This is a genomic window from Nonomuraea insulae (assembly GCF_042656245.1).
Genome location: NZ_JBHSPA010000064.1, coordinates 20,563 through 43,967 on the forward strand (window position 1 = coordinate 20,563; position 23,405 = coordinate 43,967).

At 68.7% G+C, this 23,405-nt stretch carries 23 protein-coding genes; 19 read left to right on the forward strand and 4 right to left on the reverse strand.

All coding sequences use genetic code 11. The features are described from left to right. The 6 genes from ACFPZ3_RS46950 (at nt 1) to ACFPZ3_RS70350 (ending at nt 7,589) form a co-directional block, all read left to right on the forward strand. Complete coding sequence (locus ACFPZ3_RS46950) at nt 1–2,397, forward strand: hypothetical protein (protein ID WP_379520906.1); 2,397 nt, start codon at nt 1–3, stop codon at nt 2,395–2,397. Beyond that, a complete protein-coding gene (locus ACFPZ3_RS46955; protein ID WP_379520907.1) occupies nt 2,388–2,696 on the forward strand; it encodes a hypothetical protein in 309 nt (102 codons plus the stop codon). Before ACFPZ3_RS46950 ends, ACFPZ3_RS46955 begins: the two co-directional genes overlap by 10 nt. Next, entirely contained in the window at nt 2,693–5,326 is a 2,634-nt protein-coding gene (locus ACFPZ3_RS46960) for a winged helix-turn-helix domain-containing protein (RefSeq protein WP_379520908.1), read from the forward strand. Before ACFPZ3_RS46955 ends, ACFPZ3_RS46960 begins: the two co-directional genes overlap by 4 nt. A gap of 333 nt (nt 5,327–5,659) precedes the next feature. Continuing rightward, on the forward strand, nt 5,660–6,571 hold the full coding sequence (locus ACFPZ3_RS46965) for an alpha/beta hydrolase (RefSeq protein ID WP_379520909.1): 912 nt from the start codon (nt 5,660–5,662) through the stop codon (nt 6,569–6,571). Nucleotides 6,572–6,726: 155 nt separating this feature from the next. After that, nucleotides 6,727–7,155 carry a nitroreductase family deazaflavin-dependent oxidoreductase gene (locus ACFPZ3_RS46970; RefSeq protein ID WP_379520910.1) on the forward strand — a complete coding sequence of 143 codons (429 nt, stop codon included), beginning with the start codon at nt 6,727–6,729 and terminating at the stop codon, nt 7,153–7,155. A gap of 32 nt (nt 7,156–7,187) precedes the next feature. Next, on the forward strand, nt 7,188–7,589 hold the full coding sequence (locus ACFPZ3_RS70350) for an aldo/keto reductase (RefSeq protein ID WP_465263589.1): 402 nt from the start codon (nt 7,188–7,190) through the stop codon (nt 7,587–7,589). A 65-nt stretch (nt 7,590–7,654) separates the two neighbouring features. Here ACFPZ3_RS70350 and ACFPZ3_RS46985 read toward each other — a convergent pair whose 3' ends face one another. Then, a complete protein-coding gene (locus ACFPZ3_RS46985; protein WP_379520911.1) occupies nt 7,655–8,098 on the reverse strand; it encodes a nuclear transport factor 2 family protein in 444 nt (147 codons plus the stop codon). Between the two features lie 165 nt (nt 8,099–8,263). Between ACFPZ3_RS46985 and ACFPZ3_RS46990 the strand changes: the two genes are divergently transcribed. The 5 genes from ACFPZ3_RS46990 to ACFPZ3_RS47010 all read left to right on the forward strand — a co-directional run bounded on the left by ACFPZ3_RS46990 (nt 8,264) and on the right by ACFPZ3_RS47010 (nt 13,282). Further along, the gene (locus ACFPZ3_RS46990) at nt 8,264–8,503 is read left to right on the forward strand and encodes a hypothetical protein (protein ID WP_379520912.1); all 240 of its coding nucleotides are present in this window, start codon (nt 8,264–8,266) and stop codon (nt 8,501–8,503) included. 25 nt (nt 8,504–8,528) lie between these two features. After that, nucleotides 8,529–8,843, forward strand: a complete 315-nt coding sequence (locus ACFPZ3_RS46995) for an alpha/beta hydrolase fold domain-containing protein (protein WP_379520913.1) — start codon at nt 8,529–8,531, stop codon at nt 8,841–8,843. Nucleotides 8,844–8,976: 133 nt separating this feature from the next. Beyond that, a complete protein-coding gene (locus tag ACFPZ3_RS47000; protein WP_379520914.1) occupies nt 8,977–11,574 on the forward strand; it encodes a molybdopterin cofactor-binding domain-containing protein in 2,598 nt (865 codons plus the stop codon). A 15-nt stretch (nt 11,575–11,589) separates the two neighbouring features. Continuing rightward, nucleotides 11,590–11,787, forward strand: a complete 198-nt coding sequence (locus ACFPZ3_RS47005; RefSeq protein WP_379520915.1) for a CDGSH iron-sulfur domain-containing protein — start codon at nt 11,590–11,592, stop codon at nt 11,785–11,787. 10 nt (nt 11,788–11,797) lie between these two features. After that, entirely contained in the window at nt 11,798–13,282 is a 1,485-nt protein-coding gene (locus ACFPZ3_RS47010) for a GMC family oxidoreductase (protein ID WP_379520916.1), read from the forward strand. A 376-nt stretch (nt 13,283–13,658) separates the two neighbouring features. On the opposite strand, the gene ACFPZ3_RS47015 is transcribed toward ACFPZ3_RS47010, so the two are convergent. Genes ACFPZ3_RS47015 through ACFPZ3_RS47025 form a run of 3 tightly spaced genes read right to left on the reverse strand, consistent with a single transcriptional unit; the run spans nt 13,659 to nt 16,227 of the window. After that, nucleotides 13,659–14,255 (reverse strand): cysteine hydrolase family protein, encoded by a 597-nt coding sequence (locus ACFPZ3_RS47015; protein WP_379520917.1) that lies wholly within the window; start codon nt 14,253–14,255, stop codon nt 13,659–13,661. Then, nucleotides 14,252–15,751 (reverse strand): MFS transporter, encoded by a 1,500-nt coding sequence (locus tag ACFPZ3_RS47020; protein WP_379520918.1) that lies wholly within the window; start codon nt 15,749–15,751, stop codon nt 14,252–14,254. Before ACFPZ3_RS47020 ends, ACFPZ3_RS47015 begins: the two co-directional genes overlap by 4 nt. Next, the gene (locus ACFPZ3_RS47025; RefSeq protein ID WP_379520919.1) at nt 15,748–16,227 is read right to left on the reverse strand and encodes a MarR family winged helix-turn-helix transcriptional regulator; all 480 of its coding nucleotides are present in this window, start codon (nt 16,225–16,227) and stop codon (nt 15,748–15,750) included. The genes ACFPZ3_RS47020 and ACFPZ3_RS47025 overlap by 4 nt, the downstream gene beginning before the upstream one ends. Nucleotides 16,228–16,804: 577 nt before the next feature. On the opposite strand from ACFPZ3_RS47025, the gene ACFPZ3_RS47030 reads away from it, so the two are divergent. From ACFPZ3_RS47030 to ACFPZ3_RS47065, 8 genes are all read left to right on the forward strand, one after another. Continuing rightward, nucleotides 16,805–18,223 carry a M4 family metallopeptidase gene (locus ACFPZ3_RS47030; RefSeq protein WP_379520920.1) on the forward strand — a complete coding sequence of 473 codons (1,419 nt, stop codon included), beginning with the start codon at nt 16,805–16,807 and terminating at the stop codon, nt 18,221–18,223. A 531-nt stretch (nt 18,224–18,754) separates the two neighbouring features. Next, entirely contained in the window at nt 18,755–19,420 is a 666-nt protein-coding gene (locus tag ACFPZ3_RS47035) for a DUF5317 family protein (protein ID WP_379520921.1), read from the forward strand. Nucleotides 19,421–19,448: 28 nt separating this feature from the next. Continuing rightward, complete coding sequence (locus tag ACFPZ3_RS47040; RefSeq protein WP_379520922.1) at nt 19,449–19,571, forward strand: hypothetical protein; 123 nt, start codon at nt 19,449–19,451, stop codon at nt 19,569–19,571. 226 nt (nt 19,572–19,797) lie between these two features. Next, nucleotides 19,798–20,013 carry a hypothetical protein gene (locus tag ACFPZ3_RS47045; RefSeq protein WP_379520923.1) on the forward strand — a complete coding sequence of 72 codons (216 nt, stop codon included), beginning with the start codon at nt 19,798–19,800 and terminating at the stop codon, nt 20,011–20,013. Nucleotides 20,014–20,064: 51 nt separating this feature from the next. After that, nucleotides 20,065–20,586: a MauE/DoxX family redox-associated membrane protein gene (locus ACFPZ3_RS47050; protein ID WP_379520924.1), complete on the forward strand. Its 522-nt coding sequence runs from the start codon at nt 20,065–20,067 to the stop codon at nt 20,584–20,586. 13 nt (nt 20,587–20,599) lie between these two features. Further along, entirely contained in the window at nt 20,600–21,139 is a 540-nt protein-coding gene (locus ACFPZ3_RS47055; RefSeq protein WP_379520925.1) for a TlpA family protein disulfide reductase, read from the forward strand. Next, the gene (locus ACFPZ3_RS47060) at nt 21,136–22,971 is read left to right on the forward strand and encodes an ABC transporter ATP-binding protein (RefSeq protein WP_379520926.1); all 1,836 of its coding nucleotides are present in this window, start codon (nt 21,136–21,138) and stop codon (nt 22,969–22,971) included. Before ACFPZ3_RS47055 ends, ACFPZ3_RS47060 begins: the two co-directional genes overlap by 4 nt. Continuing rightward, nucleotides 22,968–23,396, forward strand: coding sequence for a S26 family signal peptidase (locus tag ACFPZ3_RS47065; protein WP_379520927.1), 429 nt, complete (start codon nt 22,968–22,970; stop codon nt 23,394–23,396). The genes ACFPZ3_RS47060 and ACFPZ3_RS47065 overlap by 4 nt, the downstream gene beginning before the upstream one ends. Nucleotides 23,397–23,405: the final 9 nt, after the last annotated feature.

Here is a 23,405-nt window from a genome sequence, read left to right on the forward strand (position 1 = left end):
ATGGCAGCAGAGATCCCCCCGGGCGAGACACCGGCCATCGACGGGGACGAGGCCAACGCCTCCGAGCACAGTCGCATCGCCGCCGAGATGCTGGACCGGTGGGGTGGGCTGGCCGCCGGGCTGCCGCTGCTGGGCGCCGCTTTGGATGAGGAGGACGAGCACGGCCTGCGGCATCTGGTCTGGCACCTGGCCGCGGCAGGCCGTGACGAAGACGTGCACCGGCTGCTGGCCTGCGAACGTCCCGCCCCGGGACGGGCCGGCATGGTGAACGCGTGGTTCGACGCCCGTGACCGCATCGGCCAGGCCGACAGCTACCTCGCCGACCTCGAGATCGCGAGGCGCCTGGCCCGCAAGGCCACCGACACCGCCATCGCCGCCGGCAGAACGGCCCCCTCGCTCGGGCTGGAGATGCGGTATGCGTTGATGGCGATCTGTGCGCGGTTCACGGGGACCCGAACCTACGGCGAGCTGCCCCCGATGCTGGTCGAAGCCGGGATCTGGGACGTCACGCGGGCACTCACCGCCGCGCGGCGCGAAGACGGCCACGAACGGCGCGCCGAGTACCTGGCCGCCCTGCTGCCTCACCTGCCGGCGAAGAAGCGGCAGCCGGTGCTGCGCGAACTGCTCCACCCAGGATTCCCGAAAGTGCTCCGTGAGGTGTGGCCGCAGCTGAAGGCGAACGAGTTCGCCGAGGTGCTGACCGTCCTGGAGAACGACGACCTCTGGTACGCAAGTCATCAGCTGGAGGAGCTCGCACCGCACCTGCCGCCCGAGCTGCTGGGCCGGGCGATCACGCTGGCCGCGGCGCTTCCCCTGGACGACCGCCGCGACCAAGCCCTGGCGGCGTTGGCTCCGCACCTCCCGCCTGCTCTGGCACGTGCAGCCCTGCCCGCCGCGACGGAGCTGAGGGACGGTCGCGACCGGGCCCACGTGCTGTCCGAACTGATCCCGCGGCTCCTGGACCAGGACCGGCCGGAGCCGCTGGCCGCGCTGCGCGCCGCCGTCACCGCGATCGATCCCCAGGACGAGGCGAGGCTGTGGCGCTGGGGCGAACTGCTGGCCCTGCTACCCGCGGCGAACCGCCCGGCGGCACTGGCCGACCTCCCGACCGACCCATGGGACCGCGCCGAGCTCCTGATGCACGCCGCCGAGCGCGTACCCGTGCGCGAACGCCCTCCGCTGTCGGCCGCCGCCCTCACAGCGGCGCACGACATCACCGATCCGCTGGTCCGGGCCCGCGTCCTGATCCAGCTCGCCGAACTGCTTCCACTCGAAGAGCAGGCCGCCTTGCTCGCCGAGGCACGCACGGCATCGCGTCGGATCAGCGAACCGCCCTACGGCGCGTGGGTGCTCACCGAAATGTTCGAACCACTGCCCGCCGACCAACGGCACGCTGTCCTGGCCGAGGCGCTGATGATCACGCGGTCGCTGCCCGCCTACGACATCGACGACGGCCAGAAAGACTGGGATGACCGCGCGCGCCTTCTCATGGAGATCTCCACCTGGCTATCCCCCGACGAGGCGGAGGAGGTGCTCGCCGAAGCTTTCGACCTGATCCGCGCGGTCGACGACGAGGACCAGCGATTCCACGGCCTCCTCGCCGTTGCCGAACTCCTGACCGGACGGCGGCGCCACACGGCTATGGCCGAGGCGCTGGACATCCGGCTCAAGGACATCGGCTACGAGAACTACTTCCACGGTCAGCTCGCGAGAATGGCACCGCTCCTGCCCGAGGATCTCATGGTCAGAGCACTGAACGAGCTCCATGGGCTGAACCGCCCTGGGTACCTGGGCCGCACCCTGCTCGGCGTCGCCGAGCACCTGTCCGGCCTCGCGGTGGACCGCGGCCTGGACATCTCCCGCAGGCTCACCGAACGCCCCCACTATCAGGCTGCCGCGCTCGCCGCGCTCGCTGACCGGCTGCCCTCCGCCGAACGCCGCGCCGTCCTGTCTGAGGCCGAGGCCATGGCCCGCAAGAATCGGCAGGGCATGATCCATGTCGCGCGCCGCGTCCCGCCCGAACGCCGTACCGCGCTGCTCGCCGAGGAATTGTCCTTCCGCCAACGCGGATTCCGGCCTGAACGCGAAGAGGCACTGGCCTCTCTCCCCGATGAGGCGGCCCGTCCGGTCCCGTTCGCGTACGTCCCGGTGCCGATTCTGGACCCCAGGTGGGACGAGGACGGGCAAATCCTGCTGCGCCGGGCTCAGCGCGCATGGCGGCGTGGCGAGGGCCGCACGACGGTGATCGGGATCGTTCGTACGGCGCTGGAGAAGTATGGCCATCAGGATCCCCCAGGCTCGGCCGCCTTGACGAGCGCCGCTCGGGACCTCGGCGGCGCCCTGGCCGAATGCGAGTACCGAAGGGCCGTGCACGACATCTACCGCTGGTGGCCCTAGGTTCGTGGGCGAGCGGCTCCGGCGTCACGAACAACCACCGGCAACCGGCCGGAGACAGCAGCCGCGCCAACGCGCTGATCACCGGGTTGAAGTCGATCAGCCGGTCCTGCTTGATCGCGATGTTCAGCGCGTGCCGCAGGGTGGCGCGGATGCGGTGCATGGTGGCCGGGCCGACCGGCCGCCGATACGTCTCCGACGGCACACTCAGGTTCGCCGGCGGCCGGGTGACAGGTCGTCACCGGATTCCGGTTCTCGCGGGGAGGTACGCTGACGGCAGGCCGGGGGAGGTGACACGATGAGCGCCGATCCGATGCCCGCCCGAACAGGGCTGATCAAACGCGGCGACCTGATCGCCGTGCTGGATCGCGCCGTCGAGAAGCAGGTGACGATCATTTCGGCGCCCGCCGGGAGCGGGAAGACCTCGCTGCTGCGCATGTGGGCCGAACGTCAAGGTCAAGACCGGCGCGTCGCCTTCATGTCGGTACGACCGGGCCAGCAGGACGCACAGATGTTCTGGCTCACCCTGTTCGCGGCGGTCCGTTCCGACAAGGACGCGGCGCCCCCGCCCACGACGTCGGGCTTCGACGGTCACGCCATGGTCGAGAAGGTGCTGTCCGAGATCCGCACGTCAGGCGAGAAGCCCTTCGTCCTGATCATCGACGACCTGCACGAGCTGGACTTCCCCGAAGCCGCTGAGCAGCTCACGTCGCTGCTGATCGATCTCCCCCCGTTCGCGCACATCGTCATCGGGACGCGCCACGACCTGCCGCTCCGTCTGCCCCAGCTACGGCTGGCAGGGGAGCTGGCAGAGATCCGAGCCCCGCAGCTCCGTTTCACCAAGGACGAGGCCCGCGAGGTTCTGGCCGCCGCCGGAATCACGCTGCCCGACCAGGTGGCCGACATGCTGCATCAGCGGACCGAGGGCTGGGCGGCCGGACTGCGGCTCGCCGCGTTGTCCCTCGCAGGGCACCCCGACCCCGAACGCTTCGTCGCCGACTTCTCCGGCAGCGACCGCACGGTCGCCGAGTACCTGATGACCGAGATGCTGGAACGGCAGCCGCCCGGGGTTCAGCGTCTGCTGCTCTGTACCTCCCTGCTCGACCAGGTGAACGGCGAGCTGGCCGACCTCCTCACCGACAGCACCGGATCCGAGCGGATTCTGCTGGATCTGGAGGACGCCAACGCGTTCGTCCTGTCGCTCGACCCCGACCGCACCTGGTTCCGCTACCACCATCTGTTCAGCGATCTGCTCCGGCTGGAGTTGCGCCGCACGCTCGCTGGGGGCATCCCTGATCTGCACCGGCTCGCCGCACGCTGGTTCGCCAACCACGATCAGGCCGCGGACGCCATCCGCCACCTGCAGGCGGCCGACGCCTGGACCGAGGCCGCCCGTCTGCTCACCGACCACGCGCTCAGCCTCACCCTCGACGGCCGGGCGGGGACGGTGGCGGCGCTGTTGCGCGCCTTCCCGGCCCAGATCGGCGAGAACTCCCCAGAGCTGGCGCTGGTATACGCGATCGCCGACCTCAATCACCTCCGGCTCGATGGCGCCCAGGCGCACCTGGACATCGCCCGGTCGTACGCCGCCACGACACCGCCCGACCGCCAGTACCAGTTGCGGACGGCGCTCGTCGCACTGGACCTGCTCGTGGCCCGGCTGGGCGGCAACCTCGACGGCGTATTCCAACAAGTAGGTGAGCTCCCATCCCCCGTCGTCGGTCAATCCAACGCCGACATCGCCTTCGCCAGCGACCTTCGCGCGGTCGCCCTCCTCAACCTCGGTGTCGCCGAGGCGTGGTCGCTACGCCTGGCCGACAGCGAAGAGCACCTGCTGGAAGGTGCCAAACTCGCTCGCGACATCGGCCGCCCCTACATCGAGGTCGCTTGTCGCGCTCACCTTGGCTTCGCCTCTACCGTCCACTCCGTCGCCCTGGCCCGGCAGCGCTGTGAAGAGGCCATCACGCTGGCGGCCGAGCACGGCTGGGACACCGAGCCAGTGATCGCCCCCGCTCAGGCGACGCTCGCCGGGATCTTGATCTGGACGGGCGAGTTCGACCACGGCCAACAGTGGCTGGAGCGTGCCCGGAACGCCACCGACTCCGAGGGCGAACCCGGCATCCGGCTCCTGGTGCACCTGATCTCCGCGATCCTTCCCGCGGCACGCGGCCGCCACCGCGAGGCCCTGGCGGAGTTCGTGGCCGCCGCCCAGGTACAGGCGCGCATGGCGGGCGAACACGCACTGACACCCCAGGTGACCGCCTGGACGATCTCCACCCAAGCTCGCCTCGGGATGATCGACCAGGCGCGGACGACGCTCGCCGCAGTCGACGATCGGCGGGCGACCACCGGCGTGATCCGCAATGCGGCGGCCGCGGTCCGCCTCGCCGAGCGGGACCCCACCGGTGCCCGCTGCGAGCTCCAGACCGTCCTCGACGGCAGCGCCCGCGTGAACCTGCACCTCACCCTGGTCGAGGCTCACCTCCTCGACGCGCTCGCCTGCCGCGAACTGGGCGACGAACGTGCGGCACGGGCCGCCGTCGAGCAGGCGCTGAACCTCGCCGAGCCGGACCGGCTGATCCTGCCGTTCGCGATGACCGGAGCGTGGGAACTGCTCGAAGCCCTGCCAACCCAGGGAACATCACACGCCGCACTGGTCGCCGACATCCTCGACGCCGCTCGCGGCGGCGCCACCTCCGGAACCGGACGACCCGCCCCGATGGCCGAGGAGCTCAGCCCGAGCGAGCTCCGTGTGTTGCGTTACCTCCCGACGAACCTCACCAGACCAGAGATCGCCGGCGAGTTGACGGTATCGCTGAACACCGTCAACACCCACATCCGTCGGATCTACGCCAAGTTCGGTGTCACCGGCCGATCCTCGGCCGTGCAACGCGGCCGTGAGCTGCGGCTCCTCTCGACCGGCCGCACCTGACCAGCTTCGGTCCTCGCCCCATGACCACGGGCCGGCGGCCTGCGCGAGAACATCGCCGGGGCAGTCCTGACCTGCCGCCCGACGCCGACACCGACACCGACACCGACACCGACACCGAGCTGGACACGATCCGAGCAGTGGACGCCCACCGCAGAGGATCGGTTCTGCGGTGCTCCGGCCGCGCGAATCACCATAATCCGGTGACGCCTCCTCACCTGCCTGGCGGCAAGGCTGACAATGGCGCGCCTCCCGGCAAGGAATCTCAACAGCGAGTGACATGGGCGAGCCCGCCCGGGTGCTGCCGGACGCATTCCAACCGAAGGGAGATCCTCCGTGAGCGCCGAACAGCGAGAGAACCTCGATGCGATCCTGCGGCAGTCGGCATTCCCTGCCGACAGCGACGTCAACGAGCAGCGGAGACAGCTCAGGAAGTTGCTATCGGCACAGCCGTTGCCCGCTGACGTGACCGTGACCGCAGCCGCACTCAGCGGCGTCCCAACGGCCGAGATCACTGTCAACGGAATCGACCCTCGCCATGTGGTCCTGTACTTCCACGGCGGCGTGTACGTGCTGGGTGACGCATTCCTCGCCGCTGACCTGGCCTCGCAGATCGGTCGTCGGACCCGGGCCAAGGTCATCTCCGTTGACTATCGGCTCGCCCCCGAGCATCCGTATCCGGCAGCGGTCGACGACGCTCTTGCCGCCTACGAGGCCCTCCTGCGGAACGGCACAGCCCCATCGGACATCGCCTTCGCGGGAGAGTCCGCCGGCGGCGGGCTCGCCATCGCCACCCTGGTCAACGCCCGCGATCACGGGCTGCCTCTGCCGGCTGCGGCCTTCGTCATGTCACCGTATGTCGACCTCACCCTGGCCGGGGCGACCATGGACACCAAGCGCGAGGCCGACCCGCTGCTCAGCCCCCAAGCACTCCAGGCCCGAGTCGCCGACTACACGTCGGGGCAAGATGCCACACTCGGCCTCATCAGCCCCATATTCGCCGACCTGTCCGGCCTGCCGCCACTGATCATCCAGGCCGGAACGAACGAGGTTCTCCTCGACGACGCCCTCCGCCTCGCCCGTGAAGCTGCCACCGCCGACGTCGAGGTCACCCTCGACATCACCCCCCGGGTGCCCCACGTCTTCCAGGCCTATCACGCCATCCTCGACGAAGCGGCCGCGGCGCTGGACAGAGCCGGACAGCTCCTGTCGGCGCATCTCGCAAGCGCGGAACGCGTCACGGCCTAGCGAAAACGCTGTCCACAGAGCCACAGGCCGCGGGTTCAAGCCCGGCCCTCGCCACCAGGACGTTTCAAACCAACGACCTGGTCGCCGGGGAACGGCCAGTCTTCCCTCACCCGGTCCCAGCGCCTTCCCGGGATCGCGAACGACAGGAGTTCGACATGAGCGAAGCACGCGACTGGAACGCGAAGACCGTCGCGGAGTTCCGAGCGAACGAGGGCAGAGTCGGCGGTACCTTCGAGGGTGCTCCGATTGTCCTGCTGCACCACCGCGGCCGCAAAAGCGGCCGGGAGTACACAACCCCGATGATGTACCTCCCGCACGACACCGAGCCGGACATCATCTACGTCTTCGCAACCAAGGGTGGAGCACCTACCAACCCGGACTGGTACATCAACTTGACCGCCGCCGTGGACGCCAGCATCGAACGCGGAACCGAGATATACCAGGTGACTGTCCGCGACCTGACCGGCGATGAACGCGACCGCATCTACGCCGAACAAGCGCGGCACTACCCAGGCTTTGCCGAGTACGCACGCCAAACTGCTGGAGTCCGCACGATTCCTGTCCTCGAACTTAAGCGGGCGTAGCCCACACCCCTAAGACGGGCCGGCGAGGACAAGTGAGGTTCGATAAACACGGCGCCATGCAGCTGGCCGGCAACGGGGTGTACGGTCCACCACGCGATCGTGACGAGGCGCTGCGGGTGCTGCGCACGGCGGTCGAGGCTGGCGTCGACCACATCGACACCGCCCAGTTCTACGGCGTCGGCACCGTCAACACCCTCATCCGCGAAGCCCTCCACCCCTACCTCGGCGAACGGACGATCGTCACCGAGGTGGCCGCCCGATGGGGCTCCGACGGCCAGCCGGCGCCATCCGGCGCACCTTGCTCGCCGGCCCCGTACTCGCCGCACAGGCCGCCCGTCTCGGCGCGACACCCGCCCAGCCGGCCCTTGCCTGGCTGCTCGACCTCGCGCCGAACATCCTGCTCATCCCAGGCACGCGCACACGCACGCATCTGAGCGAGAACATTTCTCGTTCCCCTCAATTCGGCCGACCACGTCACGGCCCAACCAGGTCGCGGTCGTCAGGGGTCCGGCCGAACGGCGGCGTCGAGGGCGCCGAGGACGCCAAGCTGGGCCAGGATTACACTCCCGGACGGGTAGCAGTCGAACCGCGCGATCTTGCCGCCTACCAGCTGGAACACGTCACAGCATGGCGCGTCCATCCGGTTGCCGGTCGGCCCGAGTGTTCCGCCGGCCACGCTCAGCGGGCCGTTGTGTGTGCCTTGCAGCGCCAGCTGCACGACGACGATGTCACCGCTCACGTAGACCTGATAGAGCTCGCGGTGCATGTCGGGGAACGCGCGTCCGTAATTTTCCACGGGGTAGTAGCGGTCCTGGCCGCGGTAGGTGACGCCGATCGACTCGTCGGTGAACGTCCCCTCCTCCGTAAAGGCAGCAAGCCAGGCCTTACTGTCCTTGTCCTCTGCTATCTGGTAGGCCCCGCGGACGATCTGCTCGTTGTCCATGCCGTTCCTTCCTACGGGTTCTGACGGACGACGCCAGGCTCTCCGCAAGCCAGGTGACGGAGCATCACCCAATTCCAGTGATCCTTGAATGGCCGCATAAGAGCGTGCCACGATCACCGGATTCCGGTGATGCCGGTTCACCTGACGGCACATGACCATGTGCCCATGGGTGATGACCCCGTCCTCTACGAGATCCGGGTCGAGGGCAGTCTCGGCCCCACCCTGCTGATGGCGTTCCCGGGCTTTGTGCCGGAGCAGCAGGGCGCCGAGACCGTGCTCACCGGCATGGTGGCGGACGCCGCCGCCCTCTACGGTGTCCTCGCCCAGGTCGAGGCCCTCGGCCTCGACCTCCTCGAAGTCCACAAGGTACGGCACCGCCGCCGCCAAGACCCAGAACCGCCGTGAACGATCAACCAGAACGGAGAACCTCGTGAGCGCCGAGCAGCGAGAGAAACTCGATGCGATCCTGCGGCAGCAGGCCATCCCCGTCGAGTACGGCCTCGCCCCCGAGCGTTCACACCAGGCGGCGGTCGATGACGCGCTTGCAGCCTACGAAGCCCTCCTGCGGACCGGCGCCGACTCGTCTGACACCGTCTTCGCGGGAGAATCCGCCGGTGGCGGGCTCGCCATCACCACCCTGGTGAACATCCATGATCAGCTGTCCGGCCTGCCGCCCCTGCCCGTCCAAGCCGGAACCGAGCTGGACAGGGCCGGACGGTTCTTGTCGGCGCATCTGGCCGGATAACACGGCGCCTTGGAATCACCGGAATCCAGTGACGACCGCTCACCTGGTTGGTGATGAGTCTCATGTGGTCATACCCCCGGGCGGTCGGGAGGTCGTATCCCCCGCCGTCCGCTCCGAAGCCCGGGAGGCTTTCGTGAAACTGAACGTGAACGGCGCCGACGTCGAGGTCGGCGACGAATACGCGGCCAGCCCCCTGCTATGGGTACTGCGGGACGTGCTGAGCCTGCGCGGAACGAAGTACGGCTGCGGAATCGGGTACTGCGCGGCATGCACGGTCCTGATCGACGGGCGCAACACCAAGTCGTGCCAAACGCCGGCCGGGCGGGCCGTCGGGCAGGCCATCACCACCGTCGAAGGTGCTTCCGGTCCAGTCGTCGACGCGGTCCGTGACGCCTGGTACCGCGGGAACGTAGTCCAGTGCGGATACTGCCAGCCCGGCCAGACCCTGGCCGCCGTCGCGCTCCTGGAAGCCGACCGCTCACCCGACGACGCGACTGCCGCCAGGTGGATGAACGGGAACCTGTGCCGCTGCGGCACCTACCCGCGTATCCGGGAGGCGATCAACCAGGCGGCTGAAACGCTGGCCGAGGGCCGAGTCCCGGAGCCGCTGGACAGCGCCACGGAGCTGGAGACGCAGCCGCTGACAGCGGAGGAGCTGGCCGATCCGGTCCATCCGTATATCCGTGTTCATCCGGACGGCACCGTGGTCGCGTACTCGAACCAGATCGAAATGGGGCAGGGAGCACACACCGGGCTGGCCACGATCGTGGCGGAGGAACTGGACGCGAACATCGCCTCCATCCGGGTGGTCAACGCAGCCAACGGCGCCAGTCCCAAGGGCGATGTGTACGGCACGCCCGCGGGAGGCGGGTTCATCCAGCTGACCGGCGCATCCACCTCGACACAGGGATACTGGGAGCGCTACCGCCTGGTGGCCGCCCAGGCGCGGGCGCGGCTGGTCGCGGCCGCGGCTGAGGCCTGGCACGTGCCGGCGGAGGAGATCGCGGTCGATTCGGGCACGCTGACTCACGCCAGTGGCGAGCGGGCCGGCTTCGGTGAACTGGCCGCGCGTGCCGAGCGGTTGCCGGTCCCCGACGGCGTACGCCCGAAGGAACCGGGCGCCTACAAGCTGATCGGGCGCGAGGGCCGGCTCCGGGTCGACACGCCGGGGAAGATCCTCGGGACGACGCGGTTCACCATCGACGTCACGCTGCCCGGCATGGTGACCGCCGTGGTGTTGCACTCGCCCAAGTTCGGCGCCACACCGTCCTCGATCGACGACGGCGCGGCCCTGGCCGAGCCCGGCGTCACCGCCGTGATCCCGATCGAGGAGGGCATCGCGGTGGTCGGCGACACCTTCGACGCCGCGCAGCGAGGTCTGCGGGCCCTGCGCGTGGACTGGGACGAGACGAACGCCGAACTGCGCACCTCCGAGGAGCTCCTGGCCGAGCATCTACGGCTGCTCGAATCCGGCGAGCAGGCCGTGACCGCCAGAAAGGACGGCGACGTGGAACCCGCTCTGGCGAACGCGGCGCATCTCGTGGACGTGGTCTACGAGCTGCCCTATCTCGCGCACGCCCCGATGGAGCCGAACAACGCGGTGTGCCGGATGGGCGAGGACGGTGTGCTGGAGGTCTGGGCCGGCACCGAGGGGCCTGAGTACACGCGCATGTCAGCCTCGGCGGCGGCCGGCATCGACAAGGACCGGGTGCGGGTGCACGTGCCGTACGCCGGTGGGTCGTTCGGCCTGCACAGCACCTCCGGGCACGATCCGACCAGCGAGGCCGTGCAGGTCGCACGGGCGCTGGAGTGGAAGTACCCGGTGAAGCTCCAGTCGTTGCGCGAGGAGGAGTTCAAGAGCGGCCGGTACCGGGCGATGGCCGTGCACCGGGTGCGGGCGGGCTCCGACAAGGAGGGCCGCGTCACCGCCTTCCATCAGCGGATCGCCGCCCAGCCGACCTCGGTCGCCCTGCCGTTCGTGTCCGACGTGCTGTTCGTCGATGGTGTCGACTTCATGACGACGAGCGGCGCTGTCGACCCGCCGTACACACTGCCGACCTTCAAGCTGGAGACCGTCACCGTCCAGACCGGCGTCCCGGTGATGGTGTGGCGCTCGGTCGGCAACTCCCACACCGAGTTCGCCCGCGAGTCGGCGATCGACGAACTTGCGACCGCTGCCGGGCGCGACCCGGTGGACTTCCGCCGCGGACTGCTGGCGGACAATCCGCGTACCCTGCGGGCGCTGGAGCTGGCCGCAGAACACAGCGGCTGGGTCACCCCGCTGCCCGAGAACCGCGCACGCGGCGTCGCCTGCAGCAGCTTCCTCTCCCACAGCGCCCAGGTCACCGAGATCTCCCTCGACAGCCGCGGCCGCGTCCGTATCGAGCGGGTCACCTTCGTGCTCGACTGCGGCATCACCGTCAACCCCGACCTGATCCGTACCCAGGTGGAGGGCGGCCTGATCTACGGGCTGAGCGCCGCCGCCTGGGGCGAGTCGGTGCTCGGCGACGGCGGTCAGATCGTCACGCAGAACTTCGACCGCTACCCCATCATGCGGATGCAGTCGGTGCCGAGGATCGACGTGGTCCTCATCGATTCCCAGGAGCCCCCGACCGGAGTCGGCGAGGTCAGCGTCCCCACTGCCGCCCCCGCCCTGACCAACGCCATCGCGGCCCTCACCGGCACCCGCATCCGCCGGCTTCCCATCAACAAGACCATCCGGGTCATCTGAGAAAGGACACTTCACATGGCAGATATCACGATCACCCCCAGCGAGGACGGCCCCTACCTGGTCTCAGGGCCAGTACGCATCACCGACGTCGACGGCCGGGAGATCCCGCACCCGGACCCAGTGTCCCTGTGCCGCTGCGGCCAGTCGGCGAACAAGCCGTTCTGCGACGGCACTCACCTCACCATCGACTTCGACGGCACACTCGCCAACTGAGGAGGTCGATATGTCCGACGTCATCATCGTCGGCGGTGGTACGGCTGGCGCCGTCCTCACCGCCCGCCTCAGCCAGGACCCGGCGCGATCGGTCCTCCTCCTGGAGGCCGGCCACGTCTACGCCCCCGACGCGTATCCGCCCTCCCTGCTGGACGCGGACACCGTCGCGGATCCGGCCCACGACTGGGGATACACCTCGCGCGGCACCGCCCAGGCGCCCCCGCTTGCGACCCCGCGGGGCAAGGTGCTCGGCGGCAGCTCCGCGGTCAACGCCTGCGTCGCACTGCGGGCCCGTCCGGCCGACTTCGCCAAGTGGGGCGAGGGCTGGACCTTCGAAGATGTCCTCCCGGTGTTCAAGCGGCTGGAGAACACCCCGACCGGTGACGACGCCTACCACGGGCGCTCCGGCCCACTGTCGATCCGGCAGCGTACCGATGACGAGCTGACCCCATCCCTGCTGGGATTCGTCGAGGCGTCGGTCGCTCAGGGGTACAAGCGGGTGCTGGACTTCAACGGCACCGAGCAGAACGGCGCCGGCGGCTACCCGGTCAACGTGGTCGACAGAGTCCGGCAGAACGTGGGGCTGGCCTATCTCATCGCCGAGGTGCGTCGGCGGCCGAACCTGACCATCCGCGGCGGCGTCAACGTCGACCGTGTGCTGTTCGACGGTACGACCGCGACAGGGGTGCTGGCCGAGGACGGCACGGTGTATGCGGGCGATGAGGTGATCCTCTGCGGCGGCGCGTACGGAAGCCCTGCCATCCTGCTGCGCTCTGGCATCGGCCCGGCCGCCGACCTGACCGAACTGGGTATCGGAGTCGTCGCCGACCTGCCCGTGGGGCGGCGCCTCCAGGACCAGCCTGGTTACTACAACGCCTACGCGCTGGCCCCGGGCCACCTCGAGATGACCCCCGCGGTCGGCTCCCTTCTCTGGACGTCCTCCAGCGAGGCCCCGGCCGGCGAGCAGGATCTCCATGTCACGGCCACGCACCTGATGCCCGGGTCACTCAGCCCCACTGGAGGGGCGATCGTGCTCATGGCCGCCCTCGCCCTGCCGGAGTCGACAGGAACACTGAAACTGGCCAGCCGGGACCCGCAGGATGCCCCTCTCATCGACTCCAACTACCTCGGCACCGGCCGCGACACCCGCCGCATGCTGGAGGCGGTGAAACTCGGCCGCGCCATCGCCCGCGACCCAGCCTTCGCACCGTTCGTCACGCAAGAGCTCTCGCCCGGTGACGCGGTGACCGACGACGAGGCTCTGGCGCAGGTGATAACCGAGAATCCGGCGGTCTACGGCCATCCCACCTCGACGGCGCCGATGGGCGGGCCCAGTGACCCATGGGCGGTCGTTAACCCGGTCGGGGCGGTGAAGGGCGTCAGCGGGCTGCGGGTGGCAGACGCCGCGATCTTCCCCGAAGTGCCCTCATCGACGACAAACGTCACAGTGATCATGCTGGCCGAACACATCTATCAGCGCGTCTACGCCGACTGACCAAGGACCTGGTCACGCGCGAGCGTCCTGTCCTTCCTCGACGACGCCCGCATCGATGTCACCATCACCTCGATCAGCACACCCGGAGTGCACGCCGGCGACGACGCCGTAGCCCGTAAGCTGGCACGGCAGCGTAACGAGCTGGCCGCAGAGCTGACCGCCGCGACCGACCTGACCGGTTCGGCGGCTTCGCCTGCCTCCCTCTGCCTGACCTCGACGGCGCGCTTACCGCACTGACCTACGCCCTGACGTGAAGGATGTCTTCTCCCACGCCAGAGGCACCGCGCCCTACCTGGCTGGGCGGTGCGGCATTCCCGACCACGACCACGAGCCCGTCCCCTAGTCTAGGTCCGAGATGCCCCAACCGGGTCCTTGATCAGACGGACCGCAGAAGCTCCTGCAGGGCAGCTGAGTCGACAAGGTGGGCCCGTGAGGGGAAGACCTTGTCGAGCAGTACGCGGTGGACCTCGGGGTCGTGATCGGCGACGCCGTCCGCCAGGACGTAGACGCGGTAGTCGCGGTCGGCGACGTCGATGAGGGTGGACAGGACGACACCGCTGGTGCTGATGCCGGAAAGGATCAGGGTGTCGATGTCGCGGTCGCGCAGCTGCTGGTGGAGGTCGGTGGTGAGACCCCAGCCGAACCGGGTCTTGCGGACGGTGATGTCGCCGTCCTCGGGGGCGATCCGTGCGTCGATCTGGGTGGCGGCAGCTTCGTGGTGCATCATCTTCGCCGTCGCGACCCCGCTGAAGGTCTTGTTGGTCTCGGGGACGGCCGCCCAGTCGTTCTCGGTGAAGGCGACGCGGACGTAGCCGATGGTGCCGCCGGCGGCGCGGACGTCGGCGATCACGCCGCCGACCCGCTCGACGAGCGCGTCGGGCTCGGGAACGGAGGCGACGATCCCGTTCTGGAAGTCCATGGCCAGCAGGGCGGTCCGCTTGGGGTCGATCGCGGGAAGGGCGGGGGTGGTCATGCGTGGTTCTCCTTGCAGGGGTGTGTCGCTGCGTTCGCAGTGTTCTCAGGGGTGTGGCTGTGAGATGAGGTGCCCGGGGCGCCATGCGCTCCGCGCCCCGTGAGGCGCCGGTCGAGGACGGTCAGCAGCAGGACGGCGACGCCCGCCGCGACCAGGACGAAGCCGAGGATGTGCAATCCCTGGTCGCTCGTGCCGTCGCGGAAGACGATGCTGCCGATGACGGACGAGGTGATGGTGCCGAGGTAGCCGAAGGTCCGGAACAGTCCGGATGCGGTGCCGATCTGGTCGGGCGGCGCCGCCACGTAGAGGGCGGTCTGGTTGCCGACCGTGGTGGCGGCGGACGTGACACCGAAGATCAGGGAAACCAGGACGATCGCGAGCGCGGGGCTGGTCGAGGTGAGCAGCATGATGCCGGCCGAGCCGAGCAGCATGGTCAGGGCCGCGACGATCAGCGGCCCGCGGACCAGGTTGCGGCGGGCGAGCGGGCGGGACAGCAGCGCGGACACCGCGCCCATCGGCAACAGCAGAAGTCCCGCCTGCACGGTGGAGAAGCCGTGCGCGGCCTCCATCCACTGGGTCATGCCGTACATGACGGAGTAGACACCGAGCAGGGTGAGGGCCTGACGCAGATATGTGCGGGCGAGGGCGCCGTTGGCGGCAAGCCCGCGGAAGTCGAAGAACGGCGCCCGCGTGCGCAGCTCCCACACAACGGTGGGCGCGGCGGCCACGACGAAGACGGAGAACGCGATCCACTGAGGGTCCGGCAGGCCCATCAGGAAGACGACCAGCGCGGTCATGAAGGTGGCGAAGCCGAGGATGCCGGGCAGGTCGATCCGGTCGGCGATGGTACGGAAGCCGCTGTCCGCCCGGTCGAGCGGCGGATCCTTGGGCAGCCAGCGCACTGCCATCACCAGGGCGATCACGGTGATCGGGATGTTGATCAGGAAGGCCCAGCGCCAGCCCGCGGCGCCGACCAGGAGCCCGCCGATCGGCGGGCCGACGGCGGCGGTGGCCATGCCCGCGATGGCGAGGCCGCCGAGCACCCCGCCGGGTGGGGCGCCCAAGCCGGTGTCCTCGGCACGGCGCCGGATCATCACCATGGCGCACGGGAACGCGGCCGAGGTGCCGATGCCGATCAGGACCCGGGCGACGGTCAGCACGGCCAGGTTCTGGCCGAAGCCGCCGACCAGCCCGCCGAGCAGGACCAGCACGATGCCGGACAGGAAGATCCTGCGCGGTCCGAGCACCTCGGCGAGCTTGCCCGCGGTGGGCTGGGCGACGGCGCTGGCCAGGTAGAGGGAGGAGACCAGGACAGCGGTGGCGCCGACCGAGACGCCCAGGTCGGCGGCGATGGGAACCATGGCGGTCGCGATGATGGAGCTGTTGATCGGGTTGAGGGCGGAGCCCACGTAGAGCGGGGTGGTGAACGGCCACGCGAAGGAGTCGCGCTTGGCCTTGCCCGCTGAAGCGCCGCCCTGCGTCGCGGCGGTCCTCATATCGCGCCGCCGCTGAGGTCTGCGTCGGCGAGCCGCTCAAGGAGGTCGATCGCCTTCTCGACGTCCTCGCGCTCGCCCGGGGCGACCACCTGGTCGATGGCACGCGCCAGGAAGGAGGCGCGGCCGGTCAGGAGCTTGTCGATCAGCTCCGTCGCCGACGGATCGGCGCTCATCAGCTTCTTGCGGCCGTCCTTGGGGTCGGGCGCACCGTGGATCAGCCCCGCGGCCTTGAGCACCGCCAGGCTCTGCGCGATGGCCTGCGCGCTGACGTGCTCCAGCGCGGCAAGCCGGGCGGCAGTGACGGGACCCTCCCGTACGACGCTCAACAGGACGCCGAGCTGCGTGGCGGTCAGGCCGATCGCGTGCTGTCCAGATTCCGCGCGCAGGCGTGCCCGCAGCCGCTTCATCGCGTCCTGGAGTCGCTGCGCGGTCGCGGCAGACACGGCAGGCTGCTGCGGCCCGGGGTTCGCGGTCATGCCCATCACCATAGAACTCAACAAGCAACTTTGCCAAGTTACTTGTTGAATTTCCTGATGATGCCTCCTCAATCGATGCCGACGGTGGACTTGCCCAGGTCCGCACCCTCGGACTTCTTGGCCAGGACACGGCCGAGGGCTCCCAGCCCAGCACGGAACGGGCCTCTCGTTGCCGATGCCGGGGATCCGCCCCGCCAGCACGGCGGCGCCTCGCAGAGCCTGTTCGGCGTTCATGACGCTGCCTCGCCCTCAGTGCCCGTGTACGACCTGATCCCTGCGCTTCCTGCGCGAGGGGCGCGGCAGCCGCAATGAACCCACAACGCTCCCACAACGCCGGCTGGGCATGCTGAGTCGGTGCGAGCGCAGTCCGGGCAGCTTCGTGCCCTGCCGGCGAACGCGGCGGGCAGATCACGATCCGCGATTTCGGCGCGCGGCAACAGCGACTGCCCGGACACAGCGTTTGCCGGACACAGCATTGCGTTTCGGTGTCCGGCTGGCGTTCTGGGCTTGTCCCGGTTCGACGCACGACTGTTTCCCGACCGAAGGGAATCGGTACTCATCAATCGAATGGGAGAACATGAACTTACGCAATTCTCGCCGGCTGACCGTGGCCGGAGTATGTCTGCTGTTCACGACGATGGGAATCCCCGTCGCGGCGGCCGACCCCAGGGAAGCGCCGGGGGTCGGTCACGGCTTCCACACGGGAGCCATCTCGTTGAACACCACGTACAACGGCGAGATGTACGAACTGAAGGACGCGGCACGAGGCGGCGCGAGTGGTTATCGCGTCCGGCAGGCGCCCGTCGGCGGTACCGCTCCCGTATCGGTGCTGTACACCGATCAGGACAACGACTGGGGCACCGGAATAGCCTCGGACAGGGACACCATGGCCGTGGACGCACAGTACGCGGCGGCCAAGGCGTGGGATTACTTCGCGGACGTGCACGGACGGCGCGGAATCGCCGGGGACGGCCAAGGAATAGGCACCTATGGAATGGATCCGGGCGTCCCGGACGCCGCTACCCTGCCCAGGTACACCCTGGCCAGGCCCGACCTTGATCGACCGGACCGAATCATCTACGCCGCCTCGTACAGCTACATCGCGCTGGACCATCACGCCAGGCAGGTCGATGCGGCCACGCTGGACCTGGTCGGCGCCGCCTTCGGCATGGGCGTGGCGCACGCCGAGGCGGGCCTGCCCACCACCCGGTGGGACTCCAGCCTTCCCACCCCACCGGAATCGCACGCGATAGCCTGGGCCACCGCGAAGATATTCGGCACGATGGTCGAGTTCTACGCCAACAATCGCATCGACAAGCCGGACTACCTCATCGGCGAGCGCCTGGCCGCGGGATTCCCGGAAGGCACGTTCGCGGCGCCGGTGTCGATGGCCAATCCGTCGGGCGGCTGCTGGACCACGAGCACCCAGAGCAGCGAGAACCCTGGCCTGCATTTCTTCTACCTGCTCGCGGTCGGCAGCAACCCCGCCCAGGGCGATGTCAGCCCGACTTGTAACAACATGCCGGTCGCCGGCATCGGGAATGACAAAGCGGCGAAGATCTGGCACAGGGCGCTCGCCGAATACTTCACCGACAAGACCAATTACGCCGCCGCTCGAGTCGCGACCCTGAAAGCGGCCGCGGACCTCTTCGGCGCGTTCAGCCTGGAGTACAACACGGTCAACGCGGCGTGGTCCGCCGTGTCGGTCGGCGGCGGGCAGCCGTTCCCCGGAGACCAGACGCCGTATCCGGTCAACCCGGGAGACCAGGAGACCGCGGTCAAGACGGCGGTCAGCCTGCAGCTCGAAGCCACGAATCCCGGCGGACGGGCCTTGACGTACACGGCGGCGGGGCTGCCTCCTGGCCTCACCGTCAATCCGCAGTCGGGCCTGATCTCCGGTACGCCGACGAAGGCGGGCGACTACCGGGTGACGGTCGGAGTGACCGACACCCTGCAGGCGCAAGGCTCGACCTGGTTCATGTGGTACGTGCTGTAACGCCATCAGGTGGCCTGGAGCGCACCTCCAGGCCACCGGACCACTCGGCCGGGGCCGCCAAGCCCACGCCGGATCTCGCCGCTTGACCTGCATGGATGAAATTTCGGCAGGCGCAGTGCCGGCGCGTAGCCGGTGGAGCTGAGGTCGCGGCGAGGGGGCGTGCGGACGAGGTCGACCCTCTCGGCGTATCGCCTGATGTCGCCTATCGCCTGGCGGGCCGGTTCGAAAGCGTTCAGCAACGCCTGGACCAGGGGCGCAACGAAGCAACAACGAGCTCGCAACGCCAATCCATAATTATGGGCGCAGCGGGACACCGACCTCGCACCCCAATGTTCTGCCGCCGAATACCGGCCTACTCGCATCTAGCTGAAGGACAGACCCCCCGCTACGGCTCTCATCCGGATGCCTGCGCCAAAGGACCCTACAACGATTTGCGGAAGAGGCGGCAGCACCGTGATGACAAAAGTCGAAGCGGCGGTCCGATCGTGCACCACAACTTCAGCCGTTGACGTCTTCTGATTAGTCCACTAAATGGCCATCGACAAGAACGGTGTCATGGCGTGTCGGATTTCCGGCATCCCCGGTGTCATGGGAGGTTGCGTGCCAGGTTGGCGCCTTTGGGCACTTGCGCTGCTGCCCATTGTCATTGCCCTGCTTGTGCTGGCGACCCGCCGCGGCGGGCTTCGCGCGCTCCCATCGCTCCGGCTGCGCGGCCTGTCCCTCATCTGGGCTGCGGCTGTCGTGCAGTTCGTTCGGATCTCGGATCCGGTGTGGGCGTCCGCGGTCCTGCGGCCGGGCGATGGTGTGCTGCCGGTGGTGCTGATCTGGCTGTTCGGAGGCGCCTTCGTCGCTGTCAATCTTCGCTCCAGGTCCAAGGGCGTCCGGCTTGGCCTGGGTATCTTCGCGCTCGGGTTCACCCTGAACACCGTGACCATCGCATTGAACGGAGGCATGCCGCTCTCGGCATGGGCTGCGCACAAGGCCGGGTTCTCTGAGCGGGCGATCGCGGCCTCGAACACGACATCGGCGGAGACCATGTTGCGGATCTTCGCGGATGCCATTCCCGTTCCAGGGTTGGGAGTAGTGCTGAGTCCTGGGGACTTGTTGATGTTCGCCGGAATCTGCTGGCTCATCAGTGCCTTGGCCTGGTGCAACACGCCGGCCCGGTCCGCGTCACGGCCGGCGCCGATTTTGTGAATCACGTCCGCTGTGGAAGGAGGTGTACATGCTGATGAGTCTCTTGGCGGATCGGCCGTTGCTGCTGCGAATCTGGTTCGCCGCTGTGTCGATCGCAACCCTTGCGCTTGCCGTCTATGTCCTGGCCGCACCGCAAACCGAGTCACAGTAACGTTGCGCGCCTGGCTCAGGCCGGCGCAACGAAGCCACAACGAGCTTGCTACGCCAATGCGAAAGCATGAGCGCCGTGAGACATCGATCTCGCACCCCCCAATGTTCTGGCCGCCGAACACCGGAGGACCCGCATCCAGCCCAAAGGACAGACCCCGCTACAACTCTCATCCGAATGCCTGCGCCAAAGGGCTCCACAACGATTTGAGAAAAGAGGCAGCAACACCATGATGACAAAAGTCAGAAGTGGGATCGGACACCTCAGCGACCGGATTCTCGCGCGCATCATCCCGCACAAGACCGCCGACGCGATCAAATGCAGCATCGAGGCCTGCTGCGTATTCGGAGAGGGCTGGGTGCCCTGGTACGGCACCCGGCAGGTCGACCAGCTGCACGGCACGGCGTGCACCGCGTGCTGGACCCCGTACCTCTCCAGGTGTTGATATCGCCGCGGTGCTCTCACCAGGCGCCATCGCGGTGGTGAGAGTCGCGCCGTGACATATCTGAGCTTCGCGGGCCACTGGTTACTCGGAGTGGTCTTCGCGATCTCCGCGGTGACCAAGTTGCGCGGTCGGGCGGCGTTCGCAGAGTTCGTCGCCAGCACGCGCAACTTGTTACCGTCGCGGTGGCGTACGACGAGCAGAGCAGTCAGCGCAGTCGTGATCACGCTGGAGGCGACGGTTCCGGTGCTCCTTGTCCTTCCCCGCCTGCACCAGGGCGGGCTCGGCTTGGCGGTGGTGCTGCTGGTCGCGTTCGGGGCCGGTATCGCGGGCGCGTTGCGGCGGGGCGAGCGTACCGCGTGCCGCTGTTTCGGGGCTTCGAAGATGCCGCTCGGCAGGCGGCATCTGGTCCGCAACGGCCTGCTCGCGGTGGTGGCGGTGCTCGCGCTCGTCAGCGGGGACGTCCTCGCCGCCGAGCCGGTCGGGCTGGCCGTCGCGGGCGCGGCAGCCAGTGTTCTTGCCCTGCTGGTGATCCGTTTCGACGATGTGATCGACCTGTTTGCCCCCATCCCATGACAAGGCGGAACTGATGGTTGTACTGACCGTAGCGGTGATCTTGGTTGGCGTGCTGTGCCTGCTGGATTTGCTGCTGACTTTCGGCGTGATCCGGCGGCTGCGGGACCACACCGAGACCCTGAGCAACCTCATGCGGTACAGCGTCGAGGTCGGCGTCGCGACCGATATTCCCGTCGTCGGAACGGCGGTCGGCGAGTTCACCGCCTCCACCGTGGACGGTGAGCCGGTGTCGACCGGCTCGCTCACCGGCACCACGGCGGTGGTGTTCCTGTCCTCGGGGTGCACGACGTGCCACGCTCAACTGCCGAGCCTGGTGGAGTGGGCCCGCGAACGCGACCGGGAGCGCGTGCTGGTGGTGGTCGACACATCGGCTTCCGATGGTGCCGATCTGGTCGCGGCGTTGACGTACGTGGCCAGGGTGGTGCGCGATCCGGGCGGTGGGCCGGTGTGCGCAGCGTTCGGGGTGAGCGCGTTTCCCGCGGCCTGTGTGGCCATCGACGGCATGGTGGTCGCGACCGCGCCAGACTTCTCCCGGTTGCCGGCATTGGTGTGAGCACCGCGTCCCGGATGGCCGGCCTGATCTGGCGGTCGGCCCCGCTGCACATCGCGCTCTACCTCGCGTTGACCGTGGCGGGCGCGCTCACTTCGGTCATCGTGGCCTGGATGACGAGGTCGGCGCTGGATCAGCTGGTGTCGCGCGGGCCGCTCGGCGTACTCGTCGGACTGGCCAGTGGCATCGCGGTGTGGGGGATGGTCGGCGCGCTCAGTCCCCGGCTCGGCCAGTACCTGCGCGCGGAGCTCGACCGCCGGGCCGGGCTGCGCGCCAAGGACACGCTGTATGCCGCCGTCGGCCGGTTCGACGGGATCGGGCGGTTCGAGGAGCCGGCGTTCCTGGACCGGCTGCGGATGGCCGACATGAGCGCGACGAGTTCGGGCCAGCTGGTCGACTCGACATTCCGCGTCGTCCAGAGCGTGTTGACGGTGGTGGGTTTCCTCGGTTCGCTCGCCGTCATCAGCCCGTGGTTCACCGCAGTGGTGCTGACCGCGACCGTGCCCGCGTTCTTCGTCGAGCTGCGGCTGGTCCGGCAGCGTACCTCAATGATGTGGAACATCAGCCCTATTCAGCGCCGTGAACTGTTCTACGCGGGGCTGCTCGGCACCGTACAGGCCGCCAAGGAGATCCGGCTGCTGGGACTCGGCGCCTTTCTGCGCGAGCGGATGCTCGACGAGGTGCGGCGCGGCAACGCCACCCGCCGCCGGATGGATCGCGGCGAGTTGCTGCGGCAAAGTGGATTGATCGCGCTCGCCGGCCTCGTCGCCGGCGGCGGCCTGGTCTGGGTGATCATGTCGGCCGGGCGGGGCGCGCTGTCCGTCGGTGACGTTTCGATGTTCGTCGCGGCCACGGCCGGGGTGCAGGCGTCAGCGGCCGGACTGGTCGGTGCGATCGCTCAGCTGCATCAGCAGCTGCTGCTGTTCCGCCACTACGAGGCGGTGGTGACCGCCGAGCCCGATCTGCGGATCCCGGCGCAGCTTCGCGAATTGCCGGCGCTGCGCCGTGGAATCGAGCTGCATGACGTGTGGTTCCGCTACTCCGACGAGCATCCGTGGGTCCTGCGCGGGGTGAACCTGTTCCTGCCCCACGGGGCGACGGTCGCGCTGGTGGGGCGCAACGGCGACGGCAAGAGCACGATCGTCAAGCTGCTGTGCCGCTTCTACGACCCCACCCGCGGCGACATCCGGTGGGACGGCGTGGACATCCGCGACGTGCCGGTCGACCAACTGCGCGCCCGGCTGGGGGCGGTGTTCCAGGACTTCATGGCCTACGAGTTCAGCGCGACCGACAACATCGCGGTCGGCGACCTGCCCGCGCTCAACGATCACGACAGGATCGAGCTGGCCGCTCGGGAGGCGGGGGCGCACGACACCCTCGCCGCGCTGCCCCGCGGCTACGACACGCTGCTGACCAGGGCGTTCCGCAGCCAAGCCGAATCAGGCGAAGCGCAAGCCGGAATGGCGCTCTCCGGCGGTCAGTGGCAGCGGGTGGCACTGGCCAGAGCGTTCCTGAGAAGGGATCGCGATCTGGTGATCCTGGACGAGCCGAGCGCCGGCCTGGACGCCGAGGCCGAGCATGAGGTGCACACCCGGCTTCGGGAGCTGCGGGCGGGCCGCACGAGCCTGCTGATCTCCCACCGCCTCGGCACCATCCGGGACGCGGACCACATCGTCGTACTCGCCGACGGGGTCATTGTCGAACAGGGCACCCACCACGAGCTCATCGCGATGGGCGACGCCTACGCCCGCATGTTCACCCTTCAGGCCGCCGGCTACGCCGACACGAATGAGCCGTCGTCCGCCTCCGAATACGCCACAAAGAGCCGGTCATGATCGCCGTGGCCGTCCCCGTGCTGCTCTGCCTGCTGCTCGCGGCCGGGGCTCTTTGGTTGCGCCGACGGTACGCAGTGATCACCGTACGCGGCGAGAGCATGATCCCCACGTACCACCCTGGAGAACGCCTGTTGCTCCGTCGGCACACCCTGGTACGGACCGGGCAGTGCGTGGTGTTCGCCGACTACCGGTCCGTGACGTCGCCCGGGCACCCGGAAGGGTGGATCCTCAAGCGAGTCATCGCGGTGGCGGGCGATCCGGTACCGCGGGATCGCGCGCCCGCCCTGGAACAGGTATTCGAGGAACATGTGCCACCTGGGCAAATGGTCGTGCTGGGGGACAACACGGACCAATCCACCGACTCCCGGCAGCTGGGGTACATCGCCTGCGATCGGGTGTTCGGCATCGTGTCACGACGGCTCTGACCAGCACGG

Coding starts and splice junctions, on each gene's coding strand:
- ACFPZ3_RS46950 (WP_379520906.1), top strand. CDS start 1: ATGGCAGCAGAGATCCCCCCGGGCGAGACACCGGCCATCGACGGGGAC.
- ACFPZ3_RS46960 (WP_379520908.1), top strand. CDS start 2,693: ATGAGCGCCGATCCGATGCCCGCCCGAACAGGGCTGATCAAACGCGGC.
- ACFPZ3_RS46970 (WP_379520910.1), top strand. CDS start 6,727: ATGAGCGAAGCACGCGACTGGAACGCGAAGACCGTCGCGGAGTTCCGA.
- ACFPZ3_RS46985 (WP_379520911.1), bottom strand. CDS start 8,098: ATGGACAACGAGCAGATCGTCCGCGGGGCCTACCAGATAGCAGAGGAC.
- ACFPZ3_RS46990 (WP_379520912.1), top strand. CDS start 8,264: ATGGGTGATGACCCCGTCCTCTACGAGATCCGGGTCGAGGGCAGTCTC.
- ACFPZ3_RS47005 (WP_379520915.1), top strand. CDS start 11,590: ATGGCAGATATCACGATCACCCCCAGCGAGGACGGCCCCTACCTGGTC.
- ACFPZ3_RS47010 (WP_379520916.1), top strand. CDS start 11,798: ATGTCCGACGTCATCATCGTCGGCGGTGGTACGGCTGGCGCCGTCCTC.
- ACFPZ3_RS47015 (WP_379520917.1), bottom strand. CDS start 14,255: ATGACCACCCCCGCCCTTCCCGCGATCGACCCCAAGCGGACCGCCCTG.
- ACFPZ3_RS47020 (WP_379520918.1), bottom strand. CDS start 15,751: ATGAGGACCGCCGCGACGCAGGGCGGCGCTTCAGCGGGCAAGGCCAAG.
- ACFPZ3_RS47025 (WP_379520919.1), bottom strand. CDS start 16,227: ATGACCGCGAACCCCGGGCCGCAGCAGCCTGCCGTGTCTGCCGCGACC.
- ACFPZ3_RS47030 (WP_379520920.1), top strand. CDS start 16,805: ATGAACTTACGCAATTCTCGCCGGCTGACCGTGGCCGGAGTATGTCTG.
- ACFPZ3_RS47035 (WP_379520921.1), top strand. CDS start 18,755: ATGGCCATCGACAAGAACGGTGTCATGGCGTGTCGGATTTCCGGCATC.
- ACFPZ3_RS47040 (WP_379520922.1), top strand. CDS start 19,449: ATGCTGATGAGTCTCTTGGCGGATCGGCCGTTGCTGCTGCGAATCTGG.
- ACFPZ3_RS47045 (WP_379520923.1), top strand. CDS start 19,798: ATGATGACAAAAGTCAGAAGTGGGATCGGACACCTCAGCGACCGGATT.
- ACFPZ3_RS47055 (WP_379520925.1), top strand. CDS start 20,600: ATGGTTGTACTGACCGTAGCGGTGATCTTGGTTGGCGTGCTGTGCCTG.
- ACFPZ3_RS47065 (WP_379520927.1), top strand. CDS start 22,968: ATGATCGCCGTGGCCGTCCCCGTGCTGCTCTGCCTGCTGCTCGCGGCC.